At 62.5% G+C, this 19,724-nt stretch carries 21 protein-coding genes and 1 tRNA gene; 10 read left to right on the top strand and 12 right to left on the bottom strand.

Features of this window, described 5'->3' with window-relative positions; translation table 11 throughout:
• Positions 1 to 6: 6 nt before the first annotated feature.
• Complete coding sequence (locus B5526_RS23210) at positions 7 to 945, bottom strand: SDR family oxidoreductase (RefSeq protein ID WP_079541999.1); 939 nt, start codon at positions 943 to 945, stop codon at positions 7 to 9.
• A 130-nt stretch (positions 946 to 1,075) separates the two neighbouring features.
• On the opposite strand from B5526_RS23210, the gene B5526_RS23205 reads away from it, so the two are divergent.
• Positions 1,076 to 1,690, top strand: a complete 615-nt coding sequence (locus B5526_RS23205) for a TetR/AcrR family transcriptional regulator (RefSeq protein ID WP_244562387.1) — start codon at positions 1,076 to 1,078, stop codon at positions 1,688 to 1,690.
• A 25-nt stretch (positions 1,691 to 1,715) separates the two neighbouring features.
• Here the strand turns inward: B5526_RS23205 and B5526_RS23200 are convergent, their stop codons facing one another.
• The 5 genes from B5526_RS23200 to B5526_RS23180 all read right to left on the bottom strand — a co-directional run bounded on the left by B5526_RS23200 (position 1,716) and on the right by B5526_RS23180 (position 5,699).
• Positions 1,716 to 2,540 (bottom strand): alpha/beta fold hydrolase, encoded by an 825-nt coding sequence (locus B5526_RS23200; RefSeq protein ID WP_079541994.1) that lies wholly within the window; start codon positions 2,538 to 2,540, stop codon positions 1,716 to 1,718.
• A gap of 108 nt (positions 2,541 to 2,648) precedes the next feature.
• On the bottom strand, positions 2,649 to 3,140 hold the full coding sequence (locus B5526_RS23195) for a hypothetical protein (protein ID WP_079541992.1): 492 nt from the start codon (positions 3,138 to 3,140) through the stop codon (positions 2,649 to 2,651).
• Between the two features lie 175 nt (positions 3,141 to 3,315).
• On the bottom strand, positions 3,316 to 3,624 hold the full coding sequence (locus B5526_RS23190) for a UBP-type zinc finger domain-containing protein (protein ID WP_079541990.1): 309 nt from the start codon (positions 3,622 to 3,624) through the stop codon (positions 3,316 to 3,318).
• Positions 3,625 to 3,629: 5 nt separating this feature from the next.
• Positions 3,630 to 3,938: an EthD family reductase gene (locus B5526_RS23185; RefSeq protein ID WP_079541988.1), complete on the bottom strand. Its 309-nt coding sequence runs from the start codon at positions 3,936 to 3,938 to the stop codon at positions 3,630 to 3,632.
• A 45-nt stretch (positions 3,939 to 3,983) separates the two neighbouring features.
• Positions 3,984 to 5,699 carry an FAD-dependent oxidoreductase gene (locus B5526_RS23180; protein WP_079541985.1) on the bottom strand — a complete coding sequence of 572 codons (1,716 nt, stop codon included), beginning with the start codon at positions 5,697 to 5,699 and terminating at the stop codon, positions 3,984 to 3,986.
• 611 nt (positions 5,700 to 6,310) lie between these two features.
• Here B5526_RS23180 and B5526_RS23170 point away from each other — a divergent pair.
• A tRNA-Thr gene (locus B5526_RS23170) sits at positions 6,311 to 6,385 on the top strand.
• Between the two features lie 56 nt (positions 6,386 to 6,441).
• Here B5526_RS23170 and B5526_RS23165 read toward each other — a convergent pair.
• The gene (locus tag B5526_RS23165) at positions 6,442 to 6,843 is read right to left on the bottom strand and encodes a PaaI family thioesterase (RefSeq protein WP_154071403.1); all 402 of its coding nucleotides are present in this window, start codon (positions 6,841 to 6,843) and stop codon (positions 6,442 to 6,444) included.
• A 35-nt stretch (positions 6,844 to 6,878) separates the two neighbouring features.
• A complete protein-coding gene (locus B5526_RS23160) occupies positions 6,879 to 7,523 on the bottom strand; it encodes a DUF2306 domain-containing protein (protein WP_079541983.1) in 645 nt (214 codons plus the stop codon).
• A 50-nt stretch (positions 7,524 to 7,573) separates the two neighbouring features.
• Between B5526_RS23160 and B5526_RS23155 the strand changes: the two genes are divergently transcribed.
• The 8 genes from B5526_RS23155 (at position 7,574) to B5526_RS23120 (ending at position 16,906) form a co-directional block, all read left to right on the top strand.
• Positions 7,574 to 8,236 (top strand): TetR/AcrR family transcriptional regulator, encoded by a 663-nt coding sequence (locus B5526_RS23155; protein ID WP_079541981.1) that lies wholly within the window; start codon positions 7,574 to 7,576, stop codon positions 8,234 to 8,236.
• Between the two features lie 243 nt (positions 8,237 to 8,479).
• Positions 8,480 to 9,313, top strand: coding sequence for a cytochrome ubiquinol oxidase subunit II (locus tag B5526_RS23150; protein WP_079541978.1), 834 nt, complete (start codon positions 8,480 to 8,482; stop codon positions 9,311 to 9,313).
• Complete coding sequence (gene cyoB / locus B5526_RS23145; RefSeq protein WP_079541976.1) at positions 9,303 to 11,300, top strand: cytochrome o ubiquinol oxidase subunit I; 1,998 nt, start codon at positions 9,303 to 9,305, stop codon at positions 11,298 to 11,300. Before B5526_RS23150 ends, cyoB begins: the two co-directional genes overlap by 11 nt.
• The gene (cyoC, locus tag B5526_RS23140) at positions 11,300 to 11,947 is read left to right on the top strand and encodes a cytochrome o ubiquinol oxidase subunit III (protein ID WP_079541974.1); all 648 of its coding nucleotides are present in this window, start codon (positions 11,300 to 11,302) and stop codon (positions 11,945 to 11,947) included. Before cyoB ends, cyoC begins: the two co-directional genes overlap by 1 nt.
• Positions 11,944 to 12,342 carry a cytochrome o ubiquinol oxidase subunit IV gene (cyoD, locus tag B5526_RS23135; protein WP_079541972.1) on the top strand — a complete coding sequence of 133 codons (399 nt, stop codon included), beginning with the start codon at positions 11,944 to 11,946 and terminating at the stop codon, positions 12,340 to 12,342. The genes cyoC and cyoD overlap by 4 nt, the downstream gene beginning before the upstream one ends.
• 228 nt (positions 12,343 to 12,570) lie before the next feature.
• Positions 12,571 to 13,299 (top strand): outer membrane protein, encoded by a 729-nt coding sequence (locus tag B5526_RS23130; RefSeq protein WP_079541970.1) that lies wholly within the window; start codon positions 12,571 to 12,573, stop codon positions 13,297 to 13,299.
• Positions 13,300 to 13,488: 189 nt separating this feature from the next.
• The gene (locus tag B5526_RS23125) at positions 13,489 to 15,636 is read left to right on the top strand and encodes a methyl-accepting chemotaxis protein (RefSeq protein WP_079541968.1); all 2,148 of its coding nucleotides are present in this window, start codon (positions 13,489 to 13,491) and stop codon (positions 15,634 to 15,636) included.
• A 208-nt stretch (positions 15,637 to 15,844) separates the two neighbouring features.
• Positions 15,845 to 16,906, top strand: coding sequence for an MBL fold metallo-hydrolase (locus tag B5526_RS23120; protein WP_079541966.1), 1,062 nt, complete (start codon positions 15,845 to 15,847; stop codon positions 16,904 to 16,906).
• Positions 16,907 to 16,916: 10 nt separating this feature from the next.
• Here B5526_RS23120 and B5526_RS39095 read toward each other — a convergent pair whose 3' ends face one another.
• The 4 genes from B5526_RS39095 to B5526_RS23100 form a co-directional block, all read right to left on the bottom strand.
• Positions 16,917 to 17,405 (bottom strand): hypothetical protein, encoded by a 489-nt coding sequence (locus tag B5526_RS39095; protein ID WP_244562036.1) that lies wholly within the window; start codon positions 17,403 to 17,405, stop codon positions 16,917 to 16,919.
• An 83-nt stretch (positions 17,406 to 17,488) separates the two neighbouring features.
• A complete protein-coding gene (locus B5526_RS23110; RefSeq protein ID WP_079545215.1) occupies positions 17,489 to 18,217 on the bottom strand; it encodes an amino acid ABC transporter ATP-binding protein in 729 nt (242 codons plus the stop codon).
• An 8-nt stretch (positions 18,218 to 18,225) separates the two neighbouring features.
• Positions 18,226 to 18,912 (bottom strand): amino acid ABC transporter permease, encoded by a 687-nt coding sequence (locus B5526_RS23105; protein WP_079541964.1) that lies wholly within the window; start codon positions 18,910 to 18,912, stop codon positions 18,226 to 18,228.
• A complete protein-coding gene (locus B5526_RS23100) occupies positions 18,909 to 19,637 on the bottom strand; it encodes an amino acid ABC transporter permease (protein WP_079541962.1) in 729 nt (242 codons plus the stop codon). Before B5526_RS23100 ends, B5526_RS23105 begins: the two co-directional genes overlap by 4 nt.
• Positions 19,638 to 19,724: the final 87 nt, after the last annotated feature.

The raw sequence follows: 19,724 nt of genomic DNA, 5'->3' as shown, positions 1-19,724 counted from the left end.
GCACGTTCAGGCAGCGGCCACGATCTGCGCGAACGATAATCCGGTCAACAGGGCGGAGACATCCCAGAGCTGTGCCGCAACCGCGGCGTCCTTCGCTTGCGGCATGATCTTCGCCGGAACCGGCGGCCCCTTCAACTCGTAGAACCCGTTCGGGCCATAATAGCCGGCCGGCTTCGCGTCCGGCGATGTCGCGGCAAACAGGGTGGGCAGCGCGCCTTCGGCGGCCGATTGACTGAGCGCGGGCTGGAGAAACCTGTTGAGCAGCCCCACCAAGCCGCCGGCATCCGGACCGTTGGCGATCAGGTCGGTTCGCGCGTAACCGGGATGCGCGGCGTTGCTCATCAATCCCCATCCGCTCGCATCGCTGCGGCGTTGAAGCTCGAGCGCAAACATCAGCATCGCCAGCTTCGACTGGGAGTACGCCTTCCGAGGAGAATAGGACCGCGTGCCCTGCAGATCGCCAAAATCGATCGAGCCCGATCGATGCGTGAGGCTGGAGAGGTTGACCACGCGGGGCTGATTGCCGCGACGAAGCGAGGGAAGCAGATGGGCGGTGAGCGCATAATGGCCTAGATAGTTTGTGCCGAACTGCATCTCGAAACCGTCGGCGGTGGTCTGCCGCTGTGGCAACGCCATCACGCCGGCATTGTTGATCAACAGATCGAGCGACCGATGCGCGGCCGCGAAGCGCTTCGCGAAATCGACCACCGACACAAGGCTGCCCAGATCGAGGTTTTCGTAGACAATCCTGGCATTCGGAACTTGACTGCGAATTGTCTGCAGGGCGTCGCGACCCTTGGCGTCATTGCGGCCGGTCAGCACCACCTGTGCACCGGCGCCGGCGAGCGCCAGCGCGGTCTCGTAGCCGAGGCCGCCGGTGGCGCCGGTAATCACGGCGGTCCTGCCATTCAGGGACGGAATGTCTGCAGTGGTCCAGTCGGTCATGCTTATATCTCCGGGCTCGATTCGTTTGCGGATGGCTTCGGCACGGCCTAAATGTGCACTCAGTGCAAGTTTGCAAGGGGTGAAAAATTGAGAGAATCCGGTGAGCACGCGCGAATGGGTTAAGTCCAGGATAGCAAAGCAGAAAGCCGGCAAGGCCGCGTTGCCGGCAGCCCCCGGCCTGCGGCAGCGCAAGCGGCAGCAAACCCGCGAGCGTTTGACGCAGGCGGCGATGGCGCTGTTTCTCGAGCGCGGTTTTGAGGCAACCACGCTCGACGACATCGCGGCCGCCGCCGACGTTTCGCGCCGCAGTTTCTTTCACTATTTTGCCTCGAAGGAAGACGTCGTCTTCGCGTGGCAGGAGGGGAGCACAGCGGCGCTGATCGCCGCGGTCGCCGCGCGGCCGGCCAGCGAATCCATGCTCGCGGCCGCCGAGAACGCGATCCTCGCGACGGTCAGGCAGCTTAAGCCCGGCGAAGCAATTGCGATGGCGCGGCTCAAGCGCGACAATCCGGCCTTGCAGGCACGCGATCAGGTGAAATACGAGAAGCTTGAGCGCGCCCTGGCGGAGGCGCTTGGCAAGCGGGCGGATCATGAAACGGAAGAGCTTCAGGCCCGGCTGGTCGCCATGATCACGACAGGTGCGATGCGGATCGGCGCCGAGTTTTGGGCCGACGACGGCGGGTGCGAAAAACCGGAAGCTCTGGTGAAGCGAACCTTCGCCGCGATACGGGCGATCCTGGATTGATCGCCCGTCTGTCGCGCCGCCGGAATTATCCCTTGATGAACGCCAAGAGGTCCGCGTTGATCGTGGCCGCTTCCGTGGTGGGCATGCCGTGCGGAAAACCCTTGTAGGTCTTCAGCGTCCCGTTCTTCAGAAGCTTGGCCGACAACGGCCCCGCGTCGGCATAAGGAACAATTTGATCGTCGTCGCCATGCATCACCAGGACGGGCACGGTGATCTTCTTGAGGTCGTCGGTGAAATCGGTCTGCGAGAAGGCGACGATGCCGTCGTAATGCGCTTTCGCGCCGCCCATCATGCCCTGGCGCCACCAATTCTGGATGATGGCCTCTGATGCCTTGGCGCCCGGCCGGTTGTAGCCGTAGAACGGTCCCGCCGGAAGGTCGCGATAAAATTGCGAGCGGTTGGCGGCGAGCTGCGCCTGAAGTCCGTCGAAGACTTCCTTGGGGAGGCCGCCGGGATTGGCCGGTGTCTTCACCATCAATGGCGGCACCGCGCTGATGATGGCGGCCTTTGCCACGCGGCTTTCGCCGTGCCGTCCAAGATAATGCACCACCTCGCCGCCGCCGGTGGAATGGCCGACGTGAACGGCATTCTTCAGATCGAGATGCGCTGTCAAGGCCGCAAGGTCGTCGGCATAGTGATCCATGTCATGGCCATCGCCGGTTTGGCTGGAGCGGCCGTGGCCGCGGCGGTCATGGGCGATGACGCGATAGCCGTGATGAAGGAAGAACAGCATCTGCGTGTCCCAATCATCGGCCGAGAGCGGCCAGCCATGCGAGAACACCATCGGCTGACCCGAGCCCCAGTCCTTGTAATAGATTTCGATACCGTCTTTGGTCTTGATCCTCGCCATGGCGCGTACTCCTTTGTGAATGCTGTCATTCCGGGGCGACGCAATGCGTCGAACCCGGAATCTCGAGATTCCGGGTCCACGCTGGCGCGTGTCCCGGAATGACGAAAACTAAACCGGCCGGAACCGCCTGATCGCGCCGATGATCATGAGGATGAAAAACACCAGCACGATCCCCTGGACCACAGCGAACACCGGTCCGGACGGCGGGTTACCCGGCGCCAGCGCGGTCAGCGCCGGTATCTTGAGGAAGCTCTGGATCACCAGCACGAAGACGTTGAAGTAGAGCGAAAGCAGCGCCGTCACCGCATAGATCCAGCGCCACGCGCCTTCGAGCTTCATGGCGTAGAGCGCGATGCAGGCGATCGCCAGCAGCACCAATGACAAGATGCCGATCATGTGCGACGGCAGCAATTTCTCGAACGGAAACAGGAAGCCGGTGGCGCTGGTCAAAATCGTGAACAGCAGGAATATCGCCGTCAAGCCCGGCGTCCGGTTGGAGCCAAGCATACCGAACATGACGATAATGCCGGCAACGATGGCGATCAGACTGATGATGACGTGCAAGAGTGTGAATGCAGACAAACTCATACCAAGGACCATGACGCGCTCCCCCATTTAAGATGGCGAATGTGATGCTACGACTCCGTTCCGGAAATTGCCACATGCGCGCGAACATGAACGCCAATTCAGGCAAGCGGCACCAATCAAGAATGCGCGCGATGCTCAAGTTATTTGCAGCGCTGTCACAATCTATGACAACGGGCCACACAACCCTTCAATCGTAGCGCGGGATCGGACCGTTGTGTGGAGTCTTTCGGTTCGACAAATCGAACAACACTTTGTCAACGTAACACCAGCCCCATCCTTCCGGCGGATCGTAGCCCTCGATGATCGGATGCTGGGTGGCGCGGAAATGCTTGGTCGCGTGCTTGTGGGGGGAATCATCGCAGCAGCCGACGTGGCCGCAACTGCGGCAGATCCGCAGATGCAGCCACGCGCTGCCGATCTTCAGGCATTCCTCGCAGCCGAGCGCGCTCGGCGTGACAGTGCGAATGCCACTGATGTGGGTACAGCCTTTTGCCAACGGCGTCAGACGTCCTTGGTGTCGGAGAACATGATGTCCGCGCCGCCGGTGGCAAATTTTGGCACATCCGCCGCGGTGGCTTTGCCCTCGGCGCTGCCGAAGGCGTTCTGGACGGCGGCCATGCTGTCAAAGGTCAATGTTGCGATCAGATGGATGCCGGACGGCCCGGCAGGCGTCGCAACCGGTCCCCGACTGACCTGAAATTTTCGCAGGCCAGGCATCTTCTTCGCGAGCGGGATGTGAGTCTCGGCATAATATTTGTCGAAAGCAGCCGGATCTTTTGGCGTCTTGTACAGCACGACGACGTCAGCCATGGCGTTTCTCCCTTTGCAGTAACCAGTCTTGTTATGACGCGCTTACTATAACGCCGGCTTTGCGGCGTCACCAAGGAAGCCATGCAGCGCCGCCACCACCTGCGCGCCCTCGCCGATCGCGCCGCCGACGCGCTTGACCGATCCCGAGCGCACGTCGCCGACCGCGAACACGCCGGGCACCGAGGTTTCCAGCGGCGCCACCAGCCGCCCTTGATTCTGTTCGGACTGCGCGCCGGTGACGACAAAACCTCCGCGATCGAGCGTGACGCCGCAGCCGTCGAGCCAGCCGGTGGCGGGATCGGCGCCGGCAAACAGAAACAGATTGCGGATCTCGGCCGAGCTCTCCTCACCGGACAGGCGGCTGCGCCAGCGCACGCGCTCGAGCGACACGTCGTCCCTGCCCTCGAGCCCGACCACCTCGGTGTGGAACACCAGTTCGATATTCGGCGTCGCCTCGATGCGCTCGATCAGATAGCGCGACATGCTGGCGCCGAGGCCGCCGCCGCGGATCACCATGTGGACCTTCCTGGCGTGGCCCGACAGAAATACCGCGGCCTGGCCGGCGGAATTGCCGCCGCCGACGAGGGCGATCTCCTGTTCCGCGCATAGCCGCGCCTCGACCGGGGAGGCCCAATACCAGACGCCGCGGCCTTCGAATTTTTCGAGGTTTTGGATTTCGGGCCGCCGATAGCGCGCGCCGCTCGCGACCACTACCGAGCGGGCGCGTACCGTATCGCCGCCATCGAGCGCCAGCGCAAACGCGCCATCGCTGCGCGAGCAATCGAGCGACTTCGCCGTGATCGGAATCATGATATCGGCGCCGAATTTTTGGGCCTGGCTGAAGGCACGGCCGGCCAGCGCCTGCCCCGAGATTCCTGTCGGGAAGCCCAGATAATTTTCGATACGCGCGCTGGCGCCGGCTTGGCCGCCATAGGCGCGCGCGTCCAGCACCACCACCGAGAGCCCTTCGGAAGCCGCATACACCGCGGTCGCAAGCCCCGCCGGGCCGCAGCCGACGATCGCCGCGTCGTAGATCCTGTTGCCGGCCGGACCGCCGATCATGCCGAGCGCGCGGGCAAGCTCGGTCTCGCTCGGATTGCGCAGCACGGCGCCGTCGGCGATCACCGCCAGCGGCCAATCGGTGGGGGACGGCGAATAACGGGCAATCAGCTCGGCGGCGTCGCGATCGCTATCCTTGTCGAGCAGGTGATGCGGAAAGCCGTTGCGGGTGAGGAAGCTCTGCAGGCGGACGACGCCGCTGGAATTCGACGGTCCGATCAGCACCGGGCCGCCGACGCCGCCCTGAATCAAATTGACCCGGCGCAGGATCAGCGCGCGCATGATGCGCTCGCCGAGATCGGCCTCGGCGACGAGAAGCGCGCGCAACCGCTCCGGCGGGATCAACAGCGTCTCGACGTCGCCCTCGGCATGGCCGTCGACCAGCGCGACGCGCCCCGAGAGCTGGCCGATTTCGGCGAGAAACTGACCCGGCCCCTGATCGATGACAGGCGTCACATGCCCGAGGCCATCGCGCTGGGTGATCGCGACATGGCCGGACAGCAGGACGAACATGCCGGGTCCCGGTTTGCCGGTCTCGAACAGCCTTTCGCCATTCTTGTAATGGCGGACTTCGCCGAACCGGCGCATCCGCTCGATCTCTTGCGGCGTCAGCGTCGGGAATGTCTGCTCGCGACGCGGAAACGCGGCCGCGAGCGGCGCGCGGCCATCTGTGTTATTCCCAGTCACGCCGTCCACGCCCATCTTCGTCTCACACCATCAGAACGTAACAAAACCTGCCACCGGCCAAACCCGGCTATTTGCCCGGCTTTTTTCCGCCGGCGTCATGTGGTGGGAGGTCATCATCATTGGAAGGCGCCATCGTGACATCGCTTCGTGCCCGCGCCTGCGATTTTCGCCTCTTGAGATTTTCGCGCAATGCCAGTTTCAGCCGATCGGTTCGGGGATTTTTCGCATGCCCGCCGGTTTGCCTGTCGTCCTTATCGTTCTCATCCATCATCGTGAACCTGCTCATATGACCGGGGACCGGGTTAAACCGATCGACGGCATCGCTTTGTCGCCCCGGGCAATCGGAGCCAACTGGCTCCCTTATTTGCGGGACATATTGTGTTTCGCTCGCCATTCGTGCAATCGCCGATCCGCGGGCGACGCGCCCCCGGCTTGCTCGGCCGGGAAAAAAGGGAACCGGACCGGCCCGCTTAGCCGGCAGGAGCCGTTGACCGGCGTCTAGGGCTGATTTTGTCGCTTTTTGAGGCCCGCGTGCGCCGACCGCGCGCTTGCGCCGGCGGGGTCCTTGTGGCAAGGATCGGCCGCCTTGTAGGGGCCGTTTCGGCCGATTCTCGTATCCCGGGCATGCTGCCGTAGCTCAGTGGTAGAGCACTCCATTGGTAATGGAGAGGTCGACAGTTCAATCCTGTCTGGCAGCACCATTTATTCAATCGGGAAACCCTGTAAACCCAGTCAAGACTTGCTGCGTGCACGCCGCTCAGCGAACACGCGGCAGGATGCGCAATTCGGCGCGGGCGGTCGCGACCACGGTGCCAGAATCATCGCGAAGCTCGGCTTCAACCTTCGCGCTCCGCGCATCGCGTTCGCGGACCCGCGCCACCGCGGTGAGTGGTCCCGGCCGCGCGGGCTTCAAGTACGACGTATCCAGGCGGGTGTGAACCGCCGTCTGCTCCGGCGGCAGCATCGCCATGACGGCATTTCCGGTCGCGGCATCGAGCATGGCGGCCAGAAACCCGCCCTGCACGGTGCCGTGCCGGTTGGTGAATTCGTGCTTCGCCAGGAACCGCACCCGTACTTCGCCGGTGTCCTTGTCGGCCGCGACGACCTCCCGGCCGAGCAGCGCAGCGGCGGGCGGAATCTGGTTCAAATGATCGGACATCGGGTCCTTATTTCCGGCGTTGCCTGCGGCGGAAATCAAACCGTCGCAGGTGCCAGCGGACGGCGCAATGCCTCTGTCACCGAATAGAGCGCGACGATGATCACGTTCGGCACCCAGGAGGTATAGGCGAGCCATACCGACATCGCCGAATAATCCGAAAATCCCAGCGCCAGCCCGATCGGAATTTGCAGGCGCAAGGTCACCGCGCCGAAGGTCATCGCATAGCTGAAGCGCATCAAAAGGCGATGCAGCGCGAATTGGCGCTGCACCGCGGCGCGCCAGGCGCCCAGCGTCGTGGCGACCCACAAGACCGCCAGAATGCCGAAGCCAAGTCCCGCGACCGGGCCGCCGGACGCCGAGGGCGCCGTGGCCAGCCCGCCAATACCGGCGATCACGCAAGCCGCGACATAGACGCGGCCCGACCCGCGATGGACTTTCGGATATTTCGCGCGAAGTCGGGAAAAGAACTGGAACGGTCCGAGCAGAAGCGCCACCGGGGCGATCAGCATATGCGTCAGCGCCCGGACCGGCACCTGCGTGATGACGGCGTGGATTTTCGGATCGACGTCGAGCCAGCGGTCCGTGAGCGCGCCGTAATAACGAAGCGAATAAAGCGCCACGCCGGCGGCCAGCAGGGCCATGATGGCAAGGCCGGGCCGCGCCAGATACTTTCCAACCATCCGATTGCCCGCTATGATCTTAACAGTGTTCAGTTACGCTAGGGGACGATTTGAACAGTGTCAAGATAGAACCTCGCCGGCGCAAGGCGAAGCAGCCGACCAGCTATCATCACGGCGATTTGCGCCGTCAGCTGATCGCCGCGGCGGAGCGGATCATCGTCGAGCGCGGCGTGGAGGGTTTCACGCTGCGCGAGGCGGCGCGCCGCGTCGGCGTCTCGCCGGCCGCCCCATCGCACCATTTCAAGGACGCCAAGGGGCTCTTGACGGAAGTGGCGCTGCTCGGCTTTCGCGATTTCGCAGAAGCGCTGGCGGCCGCCGACCGGCGCGGCGGCGAGGATCCGATGCGGCGCCTCACCGAGCAGGGCACCGCCTATGTGCGGTTCGCGCTGAAATATCCGGCACGTTTCCAGCTCATGTTCCGCACCGACAAGCACGACCACGGCAATGCCGAATTCGTGCGCGTCTCGGAAGAATCGTTCCGCATCCTCAAGGACGCGATCCGCGCCGCCACCGGCACATCACCGGATCGGGAGCTGAGCCCCGATGGGCAGGGGTTGCTGATGGCGGTCTGGTCCATGGTGCATGGCTATTGCCATCTCGCCTTCGGCGGCGAGCTCAGCAAGCCCGAACGCGGCGGTGGCGGCAAGCAGGCGATCCTCGAGCAGCTTTTGCCGCTGACGCTCAAGCATCTGCCGTCGCCACTGAAGAAATGAAATCTTCGCGGTGTCGCAAGCACTTCCGCGCTCAAGCGGCCGGACGACGAGGCTTTCTAAAATTGATTTTAATGGTGTCGGCTGAGCGGCTAACCTACATCGGCTTCACGAAGTTCAAGTGACGTGAAAGGGACACGCGACTTCGCCCGGTCGCAGCAGCGGTCCGGCGCAAATACAATCTGACGACGACCATGGAACGACCGGGCAGCGGTATCGTTACCGGTTCAACGATCGCGGGCGGCGATGAATATCCTTGATCCACAAGGGCCGGTCGGAGCCGCCCAAACAACCATCCTGATCGATTCGATCGCGATCATGCTGGCGATCGTGCTGCCGACCATCATCGCGATCTTCGGCTTTGCCTTCTACTTTCGCGCCTCCAACACGAGGGCATTTTACTGGCCGGACTGGGAATATTCAGGGCGTATCGAACTGGTCGTCTGGTCGATCCCGGCCCTTACCGTGATCCTGCTCGGCGGCGTAGCCTGGATCGGCTCGCATCAGCTCGATCCCGCCACGCCGGTTGAAGGCACCGGAAGTCCGGTCAGGATCCAGGTCGTATCGCTCGACTGGAAATGGCTCTTCATCTATCCGGATCAGCGGATCGCCACCGTCAACACACTGACCGTGCCGGCCGGTGCGCCGCTGCACTTCGAACTGACCTCCGGCAGCGTGATGACCGCGTTCTTCGTTCCGCAGTTCGGCAGCATGATCTACACCATGAACGGCATGGTGACCCGGCTGCATCTCCGCGCGGATAATGAAGGCACCTTCCAGGGCCTCGCGGCGCATTTCAGCGGCGACGGCTTTCCGGAGATGTTGTTCGACGTTCACGTCGTATCGCAACTTGCGTTTCCCGATTGGGTGAGGAGCACATCGCGCAGCGATCGGGTTCTGAACGCAGACAGCTACTGGAAACTCGCCCAGCAGTCGCTCGTGCCTGACAAGCCGACCTTTCGACTCGACGATCCCCGCCTGTTCGACGCCATCGCGACCCAAAAGATTCCGCCCGCCCCGGGGCCACGACTGACCACCGAATCCGCGCAATCATATCTCGGAGCAAGCGATGCTCGGTAAGCTGAGTTGGTCGGCGATTCCGATCGATCAACCGATTCCATTGATTTCGGCGAGTGTGGTGCTCGTCGCGATCCTCGCGGTGCTCGCCTGGGTCATCATAAAGGGCCACCTGCCGTATCTCTGGAACGAATGGATCACCAGCGTCGACCACAAGCGCATTGGCGTCATGTACACGCTGCTCGCCATGGTGATGCTGCTGCGCGGCTTTGCCGATGCCATCATGATGCGCTCGCAGCAGGCGATCGCCTATCATTCGAATGGCTATCTGCCGCCCGAGCATTTCAACCAGATTTTTTCGGCCCACGGCACCATCATGATCTTCTTCGTCGCGATGCCGTTCGTGATCGGCTTGATGAATCTGGTGGTGCCGCTGCAGCTCGGCGTTCGCGACGTGGCGTTTCCGACCCTCAATTCGGTCGGTTTCTGGCTCACCGCCACCGGCGCGTTATTGATCAACATCTCGCTTATCGTCGGCGAGTTCGCGCGCACCGGCTGGCTGCCCTTCCCGCCGCTGTCGGAATTGACCTATTCGCCCGGCGTCGGCGTCGACTATTATCTATGGTCGCTGCAGATCTCCGGCCTCGGTACGCTGGTCGCCGGCATCAATCTCGTCACCACCGTGCTCAAGCTGCGCACCAGAGGCATGAGCTATCTGCGCATGCCGATGTTCTGCTGGACCACGCTTGCGACAAACCTGCTGATCGTCGCGGCATTTCCGATCCTGACCGCGACGCTGGCGATGCTGATCCTCGACCGCTATTTCGGCTTTCATTTCTTCACCAACGAAGCCGGCGGCAACATGATGATGTTCATGAACCTGATCTGGGCGTGGGGCCATCCGGAGGTCTATATCCTGGTGCTGCCGGCGTTCGGCATTTTCTCGGAAGTGGTCTCGACATTCTCCGGCAAGCCGCTGTTCGGCTACCGCTCGATGGTGCTGGCGACCATGGCGATCTGCGTCATCTCGTTCATGGTGTGGCTGCATCATTTCTTCACCATGGGCGCCGGCCCCGACGTCAACGCGATCTTCGGCATCGCCAGCATGATCATCGCGGTGCCGACCGGCGTGAAAATCTACAACTGGCTGTTCACCATGTATGGCGGGCGAGTTCGCTTTGAGACGCCGATGCTGTGGTCGATCGGCTTCATGGTGACGTTCATCATCGGCGGCCTCACCGGCGTGCTGCTCGCCGTGCCGCCCGCCGACTTCGTGCTGCATAACAGCCTGTTTTTGATCGCGCATTTTCACAACGTGATCATCGGCGGCGTGCTGTTCGGCGCGTTCGCCGGCTACACCTACTGGTTTCCCAAGGCATTCGGCTTCCGCCTGCATGACAGCCTTGGCAAAGCCGCGTTCTGGTTTTGGCTGATCGGCTTCTATGTCGCCTTCATGCCGCTCTACGTGCTTGGTTTTCTCGGCATGACGCGGCGGATGCAGCATTACGACGTCGCGGCCTGGCGTCCCTGGCTGGTCGTGGCGGCGTTCGGCGCCGTGCTGATCCTGATCGGTATCGTATTTCAGATCGCGCAGCTCGTCGTCAGCATCCGCCACCGCGAAGAGTTGCGCGACCGTACCGGCGATCCCTGGCACGGGCGCTCGCTGGAATGGGCGACATCTTCGCCGCCGCCGGCTTTCAACTTCGCCATCCTGCCCGACGTGCAGGGCGAAGACGCCTATTGGCACCAGAAATCGCTCGCCAAGCGGCAGGACCTCGAACACAGCGGGCCGCGCTACCAGGACATCGAGATGCCGCGCAATTCGCCGACCGGATTCGTTTGCGCGTTCTTTGCGACCGTAATGGGCTTTGCCTTGATCTGGCACATCTGGTGGATGGTCACCGTAGGCGCGATCGGCGCCTTCGCCACGTTCGTCGTGTTCGCCTGGCGCGACCATGACGAATACATCATCCCGGCGGCGGAAGTCGCGCGCATCGACCGCGCCAATCTCGCCGAGCGGCGGGCGCTTGCCGGCCTGGAGAGCGCGTGATGGCCGACACCACGATGGCGTATGCAGGCAGCGACCCGCATCAACTGGGGAGCATGGCGTTAGCGGCAGCGCATAGCGGTCCGGCGTCCAAGCGCATCGTCACCGGCTACGGCTTCTGGATCTTCATCCTCAGCGACATGGTGATGTTCTCGGCGTTCTTCGCGACCTATGCCGTCCTGCTTGGGCAGACGGCCGGCGGGCCGAGCGGGCGCGAGCTGTTCGACCTGCGCAATGTTGCGATCGAAACCGGCTTCCTGCTGGCATCGAGCTTTACCTGCGGCCTCGCCTCGATCGCCGCCGATACCCGAAGCGCAAAATGGTTCCAGGTTGCGATGGCCGTGACCTGCGTTCTCGGCCTCGGCTTTCTCGCCATCGAAGGCCGGGAATTCGCCAGCCTGGTTGCGCGCGGCGCCGGGCCGACCCGCAGCGCGTTCCTGTCGGCGTTCTTCACGCTGGTGGGCTGCCACGGGCTGCACGTCTCGGCCGGCATCCTGTGGCTATTGACGATGATGGCCCAGGTTTTCACCAAGGGGTTCCGGGCGGACATTTTGCGCCGCATCCTGTGCTTCGCACTGTTCTGGCATGCCCTCGACATCATCTGGATCGCCGTCTTCACCGTCGTCTATTTGTTGGGAAGCGCCGCATGAGCAACGGACACGAACAACTCGACCACGCAGCCGATCTCGCCCCCGGCGATGAATACGTCGAAGGTGGCGGCATCGCTTCGCGGGTACTCGGCTATCTCGTCGGGCTGGGGCTCGCCATTCTGCTGACGGCGACGTCTTTCTTTGTCGCGGGCACCGATCTGGTATGGCAGCCCAGCATTCCCGTGGCGCTGGTGGTGCTGGCGATCGCGCAGATGGGCGTGCATCTGGTGTTCTTCCTGCACATCACCACCGGGCCCGACAATACCAATAACGTTTTGGCGCTGGCCTTCGGCGTCCTGATCGTGCTTCTGGTGATCGGCGGTTCGCTCTGGATCATGGCGAACCTGAACCACAACATGATGCCGATGGATCAGATCATGCAGATGCAGCGGTAGCTCAAATGTTAGGGCTTGCCTGGTGAGACCGCCGAAAATTAAGGCTTCTTTTAGGTTTCATTAAGGCGTCATTAATCACAGAAAGTTGTTGTTCTCCAACAGGTTGGGTTATCAGCGAGTGTGGCCGATGAGTGACAGCATTTTATGCAAAAGCTGTCTATCTGCGCGCCATGGATGGCGCCGAGGCGCGGCGCCTCTCGAAAAACAATCTGTTGGAGACAAATACTAATGAAGAAGTTCCTGCTTGCTACTGTGGCCCTCGTCGCTCTCGGCGCGACCGTGCCAGCACTCGCAGCCGATCTCGCGGCGCGTCCCTATGCCAAGGCGGCTCCCTACGTCGCTCAGCCGATCTACAACTGGACCGGTTTCTATATCGGCGGTCATCTCGGCGGCGCGTTCTCGAGCAACAACAATTTCAACGGTCTGGCCGTTGGCAACAACAATAACGGCCGCTTCCTCGGCGGCGTGCAGGTTGGCGCCGACTACCAGTTCGCCCCCAATTGGGTGCTCGGTATCGAAGGCCAGTACTCCTGGCTTGCCAACAACAACAACGGCGTCATCTTCCCGGGTGGCTTCATTTACACCAACAACCAGCGCGGTCTCGGTTCGGTCACCGGCCGCGTCGGCTACACCTGGGGTCCGGCCCTGCTCTACGTGAAGGGCGGCTATGCCTTTTCGGACAACAACGAGACCGTGGCGCTTGGTGGCGTTCCGATCGCATTCGCGTTCGATAGCGACCACAAGAACGGCTACACCGTCGGCGCCGGCATCGAATACATGTTCGCCCAGAACTGGTCGGCCAAGGTCGAGTACCAGTACTACAACTTCGGCAGCAGCCGGTTCATCACCCCGGCCGCTCTGGTCCCGTTCGGCAGCTTCACCACCGACGACCATGTCGTGAAGGCCGGCCTGAACTATCGCTTCAACTGGGGTGGCCCGGTGGTCGCCAAGTACTGAGACGAGTACTGAGCCAAGTACTGATAAGTACTGATCCAGCAGAAACTGACGGAAAGGCCGGCCTCGTGCCGGCCTTTTTGCTTTTAGGCCCCTCAAAAATCGCCAACTGCATCGAATTTTCCCGACTTTTTATTAACCTGGTAACGCGATACTGCCGCCCGAAATTCAACTTTCGCGGGCGGGGACGGCATGTTGGGGCGATTTTCGATCGGTAAACTCGGCTGGCTGGTGGGATTGTTGCGACCGCGATGGGGTGTCAGAGGCAGCCTGTTTGCCGCCTTCGCCGTGATCGCCGGCATGGCCATCGTCATCTCCGCCGGCGCCGGGATGGTGCTGCGCCATCTCGGCGGCACCATGGTCGATCTCAGCGGACGGGACATCCCCCGCCTTGCGGCGAGCCTGCAGCTTTCGGCCCAGAGCGCGAGCCTTGCCAGTCAGGGACCGGCCCTGCTTTCCTCCGACAGCGAGGCTGCGCTCAACGAGCGCTCCAAGAAGATGAAGGAAACCCAGGCGGTCACGCTGGAAAAGCTCGGCCAGATCATCGAGCTCGGCGCCGACAAGTCGGTCGTCGCCGCACTTACCGAGACCGTGAAGAACATCGACGACACCATCACGAGCCTGGGTTCGGCGGCGCGCGAACGGCTCGCGGCCACGGCCCAGCGTGAGAAGCTTTACGAAGCGCTACGCGGCGCGCAGGCGGGCTTTGTCGCCGCCGCGAGCCCGGCGATGCTGGACTCCCAGACCCAGATCAACGCCATCCTCGGCTCCGCCAATCTTTCGCCTGAGGACGCGGCGGAGGCCGCACGCACCGTGGAGCAGCTCGGCAATGTCATCGCAAGCGGCCATCTGACGGCGTCCGAATTGATCGCAGGCCTCTCGGCCAATGGCAGCGAAACGCTGGATACGATCGAAAAGGAATTCAAGGCCTCGAAAGAACGCGTCAAAGTTAGCCTCGATCTCCTGCCGAAGAATGCCGGCACCAAGGCGCTGAGCGACGCGGCGCTGAAATTGCTGGCGTTTGGCGAGGGCAAGACCGGCGTCTTCAAGGTCCGCCAGAAGGAACTCGACGCCAATGATTACGGCCAGATCGTGCTCGACGAGACCCGCAAGCTCAATGTCGGCCTCGGCATCAGCGTGCAGCAGCTCGTCGACGGCGTGCAGCGCGAGACCGACGCCTCGACCTGGCAGGCGCGCAAGGATATCTCGCTGGCGACGACCGTGATGCTGGCGCTCGGCGGCCTCACTTTCGTAGCCTCCGTGCTGTTCGTCTGGCTCTACGTCGGCGGCAACATCCTGCGCCGGATCCGCAGCCTGCAACGCTCGATGCAGCTTCTGTCCGACGGCGACCTCGAATCGGAAATCTACCAGAGCCACCAGCACGACGAGATCGCCTCGATGGCGAATTCGCTGCAGGTTTTCCGCGAGAGCATGATCGAGGCCCGCGCGCTCTCCGCCGATCAGGACAAGGATCGCCTCGCCAAGGCCGAACGCGCCTCCCGGATGGAGGCGCGGATCGTCGAATTCGAGGCAACCGTCCGCGGCGCGCTGGACGGCCTGCAGAAATCCGCAACCTCGATGGAGACCACCGCGCAAACCATGTCCTCGACCGCCGATCAATCCAGCGCGCTGGTCAATACGGTGGCGGCCGCCGCCGAGGAAGCTTCCGTGAACGTGCAGACGGTGTCCTCGGGCACCGAGGAACTATCCTCATCGATCAACGAAATCAGCCGTCAGGTCGTCACTTCGGCGGAGATCGCCCGCAAGGCGGTCGACGAAGCCGGCGCCACCGACGCCACCATGCAGGGGCTCGCCGAAAACGCCGGCCGCATCAGCGTCGTGATCGATCTGATCCAGACCATCGCCTCGCAGACCAACCTGCTCGCGCTCAACGCCACCATCGAGGCGGCGCGCGCCGGCGAAGCGGGCCGCGGCTTTGCAGTGGTCGCCTCCGAAGTGAAAAGTCTCGCCAACCAGACCGCGAAGGCGACCGACGAAATCCGCTCGCAAATCGCCAATATGCAGCAGGTGACGAATTCGGCGGTCGGCGCCATCAGGAACATCGGCCAGACCATCGGCGAGATCAACGACGTGACCACCGCGATTGCCGCGGCCGTCGAGGAACAGGGGGCGGCGACGCGCGAGATCGCCCGCAATATCCAGCACGCCGCCGGCGGCACATCCGAGGTTTCCAGCAACATCGTCGGCGTCTCGACCGCCTCCGCTGAGGCCGGCTCGGCCGCGGGCGAAGTGCTGAGCGCCTCCGGCGCACTGCGCCGCGAAGCCGAGGTGCTGCGCTCGGAGATCGACGCGTTCCTGTCGAATATTCGGGCTGCGTAGTAGCGTAAGCGACAAGCCGTCGGACTCCGTCATTCCGGGATGGTCCGAAGGACCAGACCCGGAATCTCGAGATTCCGGGTTCGATGCTGCGCATCGCCCCGGAATGACGGGCATCCATGTGTTTTGCCCAGAGCCGCAGCTATTTTTTCGGCTGGCGCCGCGCCGATTGTACGGCTAAGCCGGTAGGAGAAAATTGCGACGCGAAACGATGCATTCGAAAACAGACACGGTTCAGTCCTCGGCCGAGGCACTGCGATACCCCTGGGAACAGCATCCCGGCCCCGATCAGGTGGTAGAGGTGAGGCCCGGCGTATTGTGGGTCCGCCTAAAACTGCCGTTCCGCCTCAACCACGTGAACATCTATCTGCTCGCCGACGGCGACGGCTGGGCGATGGTGGATTCCGGTTTTGGCAATGAGGAGTCGATCGCGGCCTGGACCACCCTGTTCGAGGGCCCGCTCAAGCACGTCAAGATCACGCGGCTGATCGTGACCCATTCGCATCCCGACCATGTCGGCCTGGCGGGGTGGATCGTCGAGCGCTTTGACTGCCCGCTTTATATGTCGCAGGTCGAATATCTGCAGTCGGTCTATCATCAGAACCGCGGCACCGAAGAGCGCCGCAACGCGCAGCGGCTGTTCTTCCGCCGTCACGGCATGGACGAGAACCTGACCGACAATCTGCTCAGCCGCGGCCAGGATTATCTGAAGCGGGTTTCGATCCTGCCGCCGTCCTATCGCCGCATCTCCCATGGCGACGAGATTTCGATCGGCACGCGGCGCTTCAAAGTGATCACCGGCGGCGGCCATGCGCTGGACCAGGTGATGCTGTATTGCGCCGCCGACAAATTATTCCTCTCTGCGGATCAGGTGCTGAGCAAGATCTCGCCCAATGTCAGCGTCTGGGCGGTCGAGCCCGACCAGAACTCGCTCGGCGAGTATCTGGCGTCGCTGGCGAGCCTCACCACCACGCTGCCCTATGACGTCATCGTGCTGCCCGGCCACGGCGTGCCGTTCTACGGCTTGAAGACACGCATCAAGCAATTGGCCGACCATCACGAGGAACGCTGCCGGCTGATCGCCGACGCCTGCCGCGAGGTACCGCAAACCTCGAAGGAACTGGTGCCGGTGGTGTTTCATAAGCATGTCCTCGACGTGCACCAGATGGGCTTTGCCGCCGGCGAATTGATCGCCCACGTCAACTACATGCTGGTCGAGGGCCGCCTGACCGCCGAGGAAGCCGACGGCGTGCTGCGTTTCCGGACGACGTGAGGACGTAGGCTTAGAGAAGCCGCTTGCGGATAGCCTCCTCAACGGCTGCGAGTTCCCGATTGGCTTTGTAAAGCTGGGCCTCGGCCGCTTGCGCGCGAAATTCGGCCGCGATCGCGTGTTCTTCCGCGGCCACAATACGCGATTGGGCCTGCTGCAGCGCTCTCGATACATCTTGAAGCTTGCAATTGAGTTCGTTGACGACCTTGCGGCGCGCCCGCTCCGCGGCGTCTCTTTGCTTTTCTGCAAGTCGCAGTTTCTCGGCGAAACCTTCGCACAGCGACTGGGCGCGAGCTTCCGTTTCGCGCGCATGATTTTCCATGCCACTGAAGATTTCGGCAGCCTGGTGCACCAGGTTGAGCGCCGTTGTGCCATAGTCCCTTGCGGCGTTCTTTGCGGCCGGTTGGTCAAAACGCAATATGTTTTCGTTCTCGGCGGCCGAAGACTTGTATCTATAATCCCATATGTCCTCACGGAGCTGCTGATTTGCGCCGAACGCCATAGGGTGAGCCCTTATCGGAATCTTCGATCAAAAAAAGTACCGCAAACATGGTAAAGCGCCGGTTAATCGCGCGCCAGCGGCGGTCAATGCTTGAGAATCTTTGCCAGAAAGCTCCTGGCGCGGTCTGATTGAGGATTGTCGAAGAACCTGGCCGCGTCGGCGGTTTCGACAATCTCGCCCTCATCCATGAACAGGATCCGGTTCGCCACGCCCCTCGCAAAGCCCATCTCGTGGGTGACGCAAACCATGGTCATGCCCTGGCGGGCAAGGCCGGTCATCACATCGAGAACCTCGTTGACCATTTCCGGGTCGAGCGCGGAGGTCGGCTCGTCAAACAGCATAACGTCGGGATCGAGCGCCAGCGCGCGGGCAATCGCCACGCGCTGTTGCTGTCCGCCCGATAATTGCGCCGGGTGTTTTGTCATGTGAGCGGATAGCCCGACGCGTTCGAGCAAGGAGCGCGCCTTCTCCTCGGCGGCAGCTTTCGACCGCTTGAGCACCTTGGTTTGCGCGATGGTGACGTTGCTCAAAACAGTCAGATGGGGAAACAGCTCAAAACTCTGAAACACCATCCCGACCGACCGGCGCAACGCCGCGACGTTGGTAACGCCCGGCGTCAGCCGAAAGCCGCCGACCTTAATCTCCCCGGAGTCGATCGCCTCGAGCCCGTTCACGGTCTTGATCAGCGTGCTTTTACCGGAGCCGGAAGGCCCGCAGATCACCACGACCTCGCCGCGTCCGATGCTGGCGGAGCAATTCTTCAGCACCTTGAACGCGCCATAGGACTTCGAAACATTGCTGATCTCGATCATCATCATCATCATCGCCCTCCGTAAGCAAGACGGCCCTGCAGCTCCTTGACGAACTGGGAAGCCGCGTAACAGAGCACGAAATAGATGATGCCGACGGTCAGATACATTTCGACCAGCCGGCCGTCGCGCTGCGCGATCTTGGTCGCGGCGCCCAGGAGATCAGTTGCCGAAATGACGTAGACCAGCGAGGTGTCCTGGAACAGCACGATGGTCTGGGTCAACAGGATCGGCAGCACGTTGCGGATCGCCTGCGGAAACAGGATGTAAACGTAAGCATGGAATTTGGAGAGCCCGAGCGCATCGCAGGCCGAATATTGTCCGGGCGAGATCGAGCGGAAACCGGCGCGCACGATCTCGGCGTAATAGGCCGCCTCGAACAGCACGAAGGTCACGAAAATCGTCAGCGACGCGCCGACCGCAACCGGTCGGCCAGAGCGGGTCACCCATCCGATCGCCCAGGGAACCAGAAAGAACACCCAGAAGATCACGAGGATCAGGGGGATCGACCGCATCAGGTTCACATAGGCCGTCGCCGGCGTCGAGATCAGCGGGTTCGGCGACAATCGCGCGACCGCAATCAGGCTTCCGAAAACAATGCCGCCGGTGACGCCGACCAGCGTGATCTGCACCGTGAACCAAAGTCCCTGCAGCAGAAAAGGCAGCGCCGCGGCGATCGCGGAGAGATCGACCATCATGGCCGCGAACTCCCGCTGGCAAAGCTCGGCGATCGCATGGCCCGTTCAATGCGATGCATGATCTGCCAGGCGATCAGCGCGATCGCGAGGTAGACCATCGTCACCACGCCGAACGCCTCGAAGGTGCGGAAGGTATTTTCGTTGATCTCCCGCGCCGTCGCCGTCAGTTCGACGAGGCCGATCGTCAGCGCCACCGAGGTGTTCTTGAAGATGGTCATGAACTCGTTGGTGAGCGTCGGCAGGATGATCCGGAACGCCTGGGGCAAAAGGATCAGGCGGTACATGCCGGCCCGGCCGAAGCCGAGCGCGGAGGCGGCCTGGATCTGTCCGCGAGGCAGAGCCTGCAGCCCGGCACGGACTTGCTCGGCGATCCGGGCGGCGGTGAAGAGACCGAGGCAGATCAGGGCCGGGACAAAACTTCCCCACGGCGGGTCTATCTGCTTGATCGCCATGCCGACACGAACCGGCAGCAACTCAGGCAGAATGAAGTACCAGAAGAACATCTGCACCAGCAGCGGAATGTTCCTGAAGACCTCGACGTATACCCGCCCCAACCTGGGAAGGATTCCTTTCGGCAAGGTGCGCGCGACGCCGACAAGCGTGCCCACGACAAGCGCGATGGTCCAGGCACCGAGCGCGAGCGAGAGCGTCCAGCCGAGGCCGCTCAGGATCCAGTCGAGATATCGTCCTGCGCCGTCGGGTGTCGGTTCGAACAGCAGCGACATCCGCGACGCCTTCTAAGGTGCACCTAGTTGAACCGGCGCACGGCTCGGATCCACCTCGCCCCGCTTGCGGGGAGAGGTCGGATTCGC

The sequence above is a fragment of the Bradyrhizobium lablabi genome (assembly GCF_900141755.1).
GTDB lineage: Bacteria > Pseudomonadota > Alphaproteobacteria > Rhizobiales > Xanthobacteraceae > Bradyrhizobium > Bradyrhizobium lablabi_A.
This window is presented reverse-complemented; position numbering and strand designations above follow the sequence as displayed.

What these genes read in the sequence shown, in the direction of transcription:
- B5526_RS23210 (WP_079541999.1), bottom strand. Translation starts at nt 945, where the DNA reads ATGACCGACTGGACCACTGCAGACATTCCGTCCCTGAATGGCAGGACC.
- B5526_RS23200 (WP_079541994.1), bottom strand. Translation starts at nt 2,540, where the DNA reads ATGGCGAGGATCAAGACCAAAGACGGTATCGAAATCTATTACAAGGAC.
- B5526_RS23195 (WP_079541992.1), bottom strand. Translation starts at nt 3,140, where the DNA reads ATGGTCCTTGGTATGAGTTTGTCTGCATTCACACTCTTGCACGTCATC.
- B5526_RS23185 (WP_079541988.1), bottom strand. Translation starts at nt 3,938, where the DNA reads ATGGCTGACGTCGTCGTGCTGTACAAGACGCCAAAAGATCCGGCTGCT.
- B5526_RS23180 (WP_079541985.1), bottom strand. Translation starts at nt 5,699, where the DNA reads ATGGGCGTGGACGGCGTGACTGGGAATAACACAGATGGCCGCGCGCCG.
- B5526_RS23165 (WP_154071403.1), bottom strand. Translation starts at nt 6,843, where the DNA reads ATGTCCGATCATTTGAACCAGATTCCGCCCGCCGCTGCGCTGCTCGGC.
- B5526_RS23160 (WP_079541983.1), bottom strand. Translation starts at nt 7,523, where the DNA reads ATGGTTGGAAAGTATCTGGCGCGGCCCGGCCTTGCCATCATGGCCCTG.
- B5526_RS23150 (WP_079541978.1), top strand. Translation starts at nt 8,480, where the DNA reads ATGAATATCCTTGATCCACAAGGGCCGGTCGGAGCCGCCCAAACAACC.
- cyoB (WP_079541976.1), top strand. Translation starts at nt 9,303, where the DNA reads ATGCTCGGTAAGCTGAGTTGGTCGGCGATTCCGATCGATCAACCGATT.
- cyoC (WP_079541974.1), top strand. Translation starts at nt 11,300, where the DNA reads ATGGCCGACACCACGATGGCGTATGCAGGCAGCGACCCGCATCAACTG.
- cyoD (WP_079541972.1), top strand. Translation starts at nt 11,944, where the DNA reads ATGAGCAACGGACACGAACAACTCGACCACGCAGCCGATCTCGCCCCC.
- B5526_RS23130 (WP_079541970.1), top strand. Translation starts at nt 12,571, where the DNA reads ATGAAGAAGTTCCTGCTTGCTACTGTGGCCCTCGTCGCTCTCGGCGCG.
- B5526_RS23125 (WP_079541968.1), top strand. Translation starts at nt 13,489, where the DNA reads ATGTTGGGGCGATTTTCGATCGGTAAACTCGGCTGGCTGGTGGGATTG.
- B5526_RS23120 (WP_079541966.1), top strand. Translation starts at nt 15,845, where the DNA reads ATGCATTCGAAAACAGACACGGTTCAGTCCTCGGCCGAGGCACTGCGA.
- B5526_RS39095 (WP_244562036.1), bottom strand. Translation starts at nt 17,405, where the DNA reads ATGGCGTTCGGCGCAAATCAGCAGCTCCGTGAGGACATATGGGATTAT.
- B5526_RS23110 (WP_079545215.1), bottom strand. Translation starts at nt 18,217, where the DNA reads ATGATCGAGATCAGCAATGTTTCGAAGTCCTATGGCGCGTTCAAGGTG.
- B5526_RS23105 (WP_079541964.1), bottom strand. Translation starts at nt 18,912, where the DNA reads ATGATGGTCGATCTCTCCGCGATCGCCGCGGCGCTGCCTTTTCTGCTG.
- B5526_RS23100 (WP_079541962.1), bottom strand. Translation starts at nt 19,637, where the DNA reads ATGTCGCTGCTGTTCGAACCGACACCCGACGGCGCAGGACGATATCTC.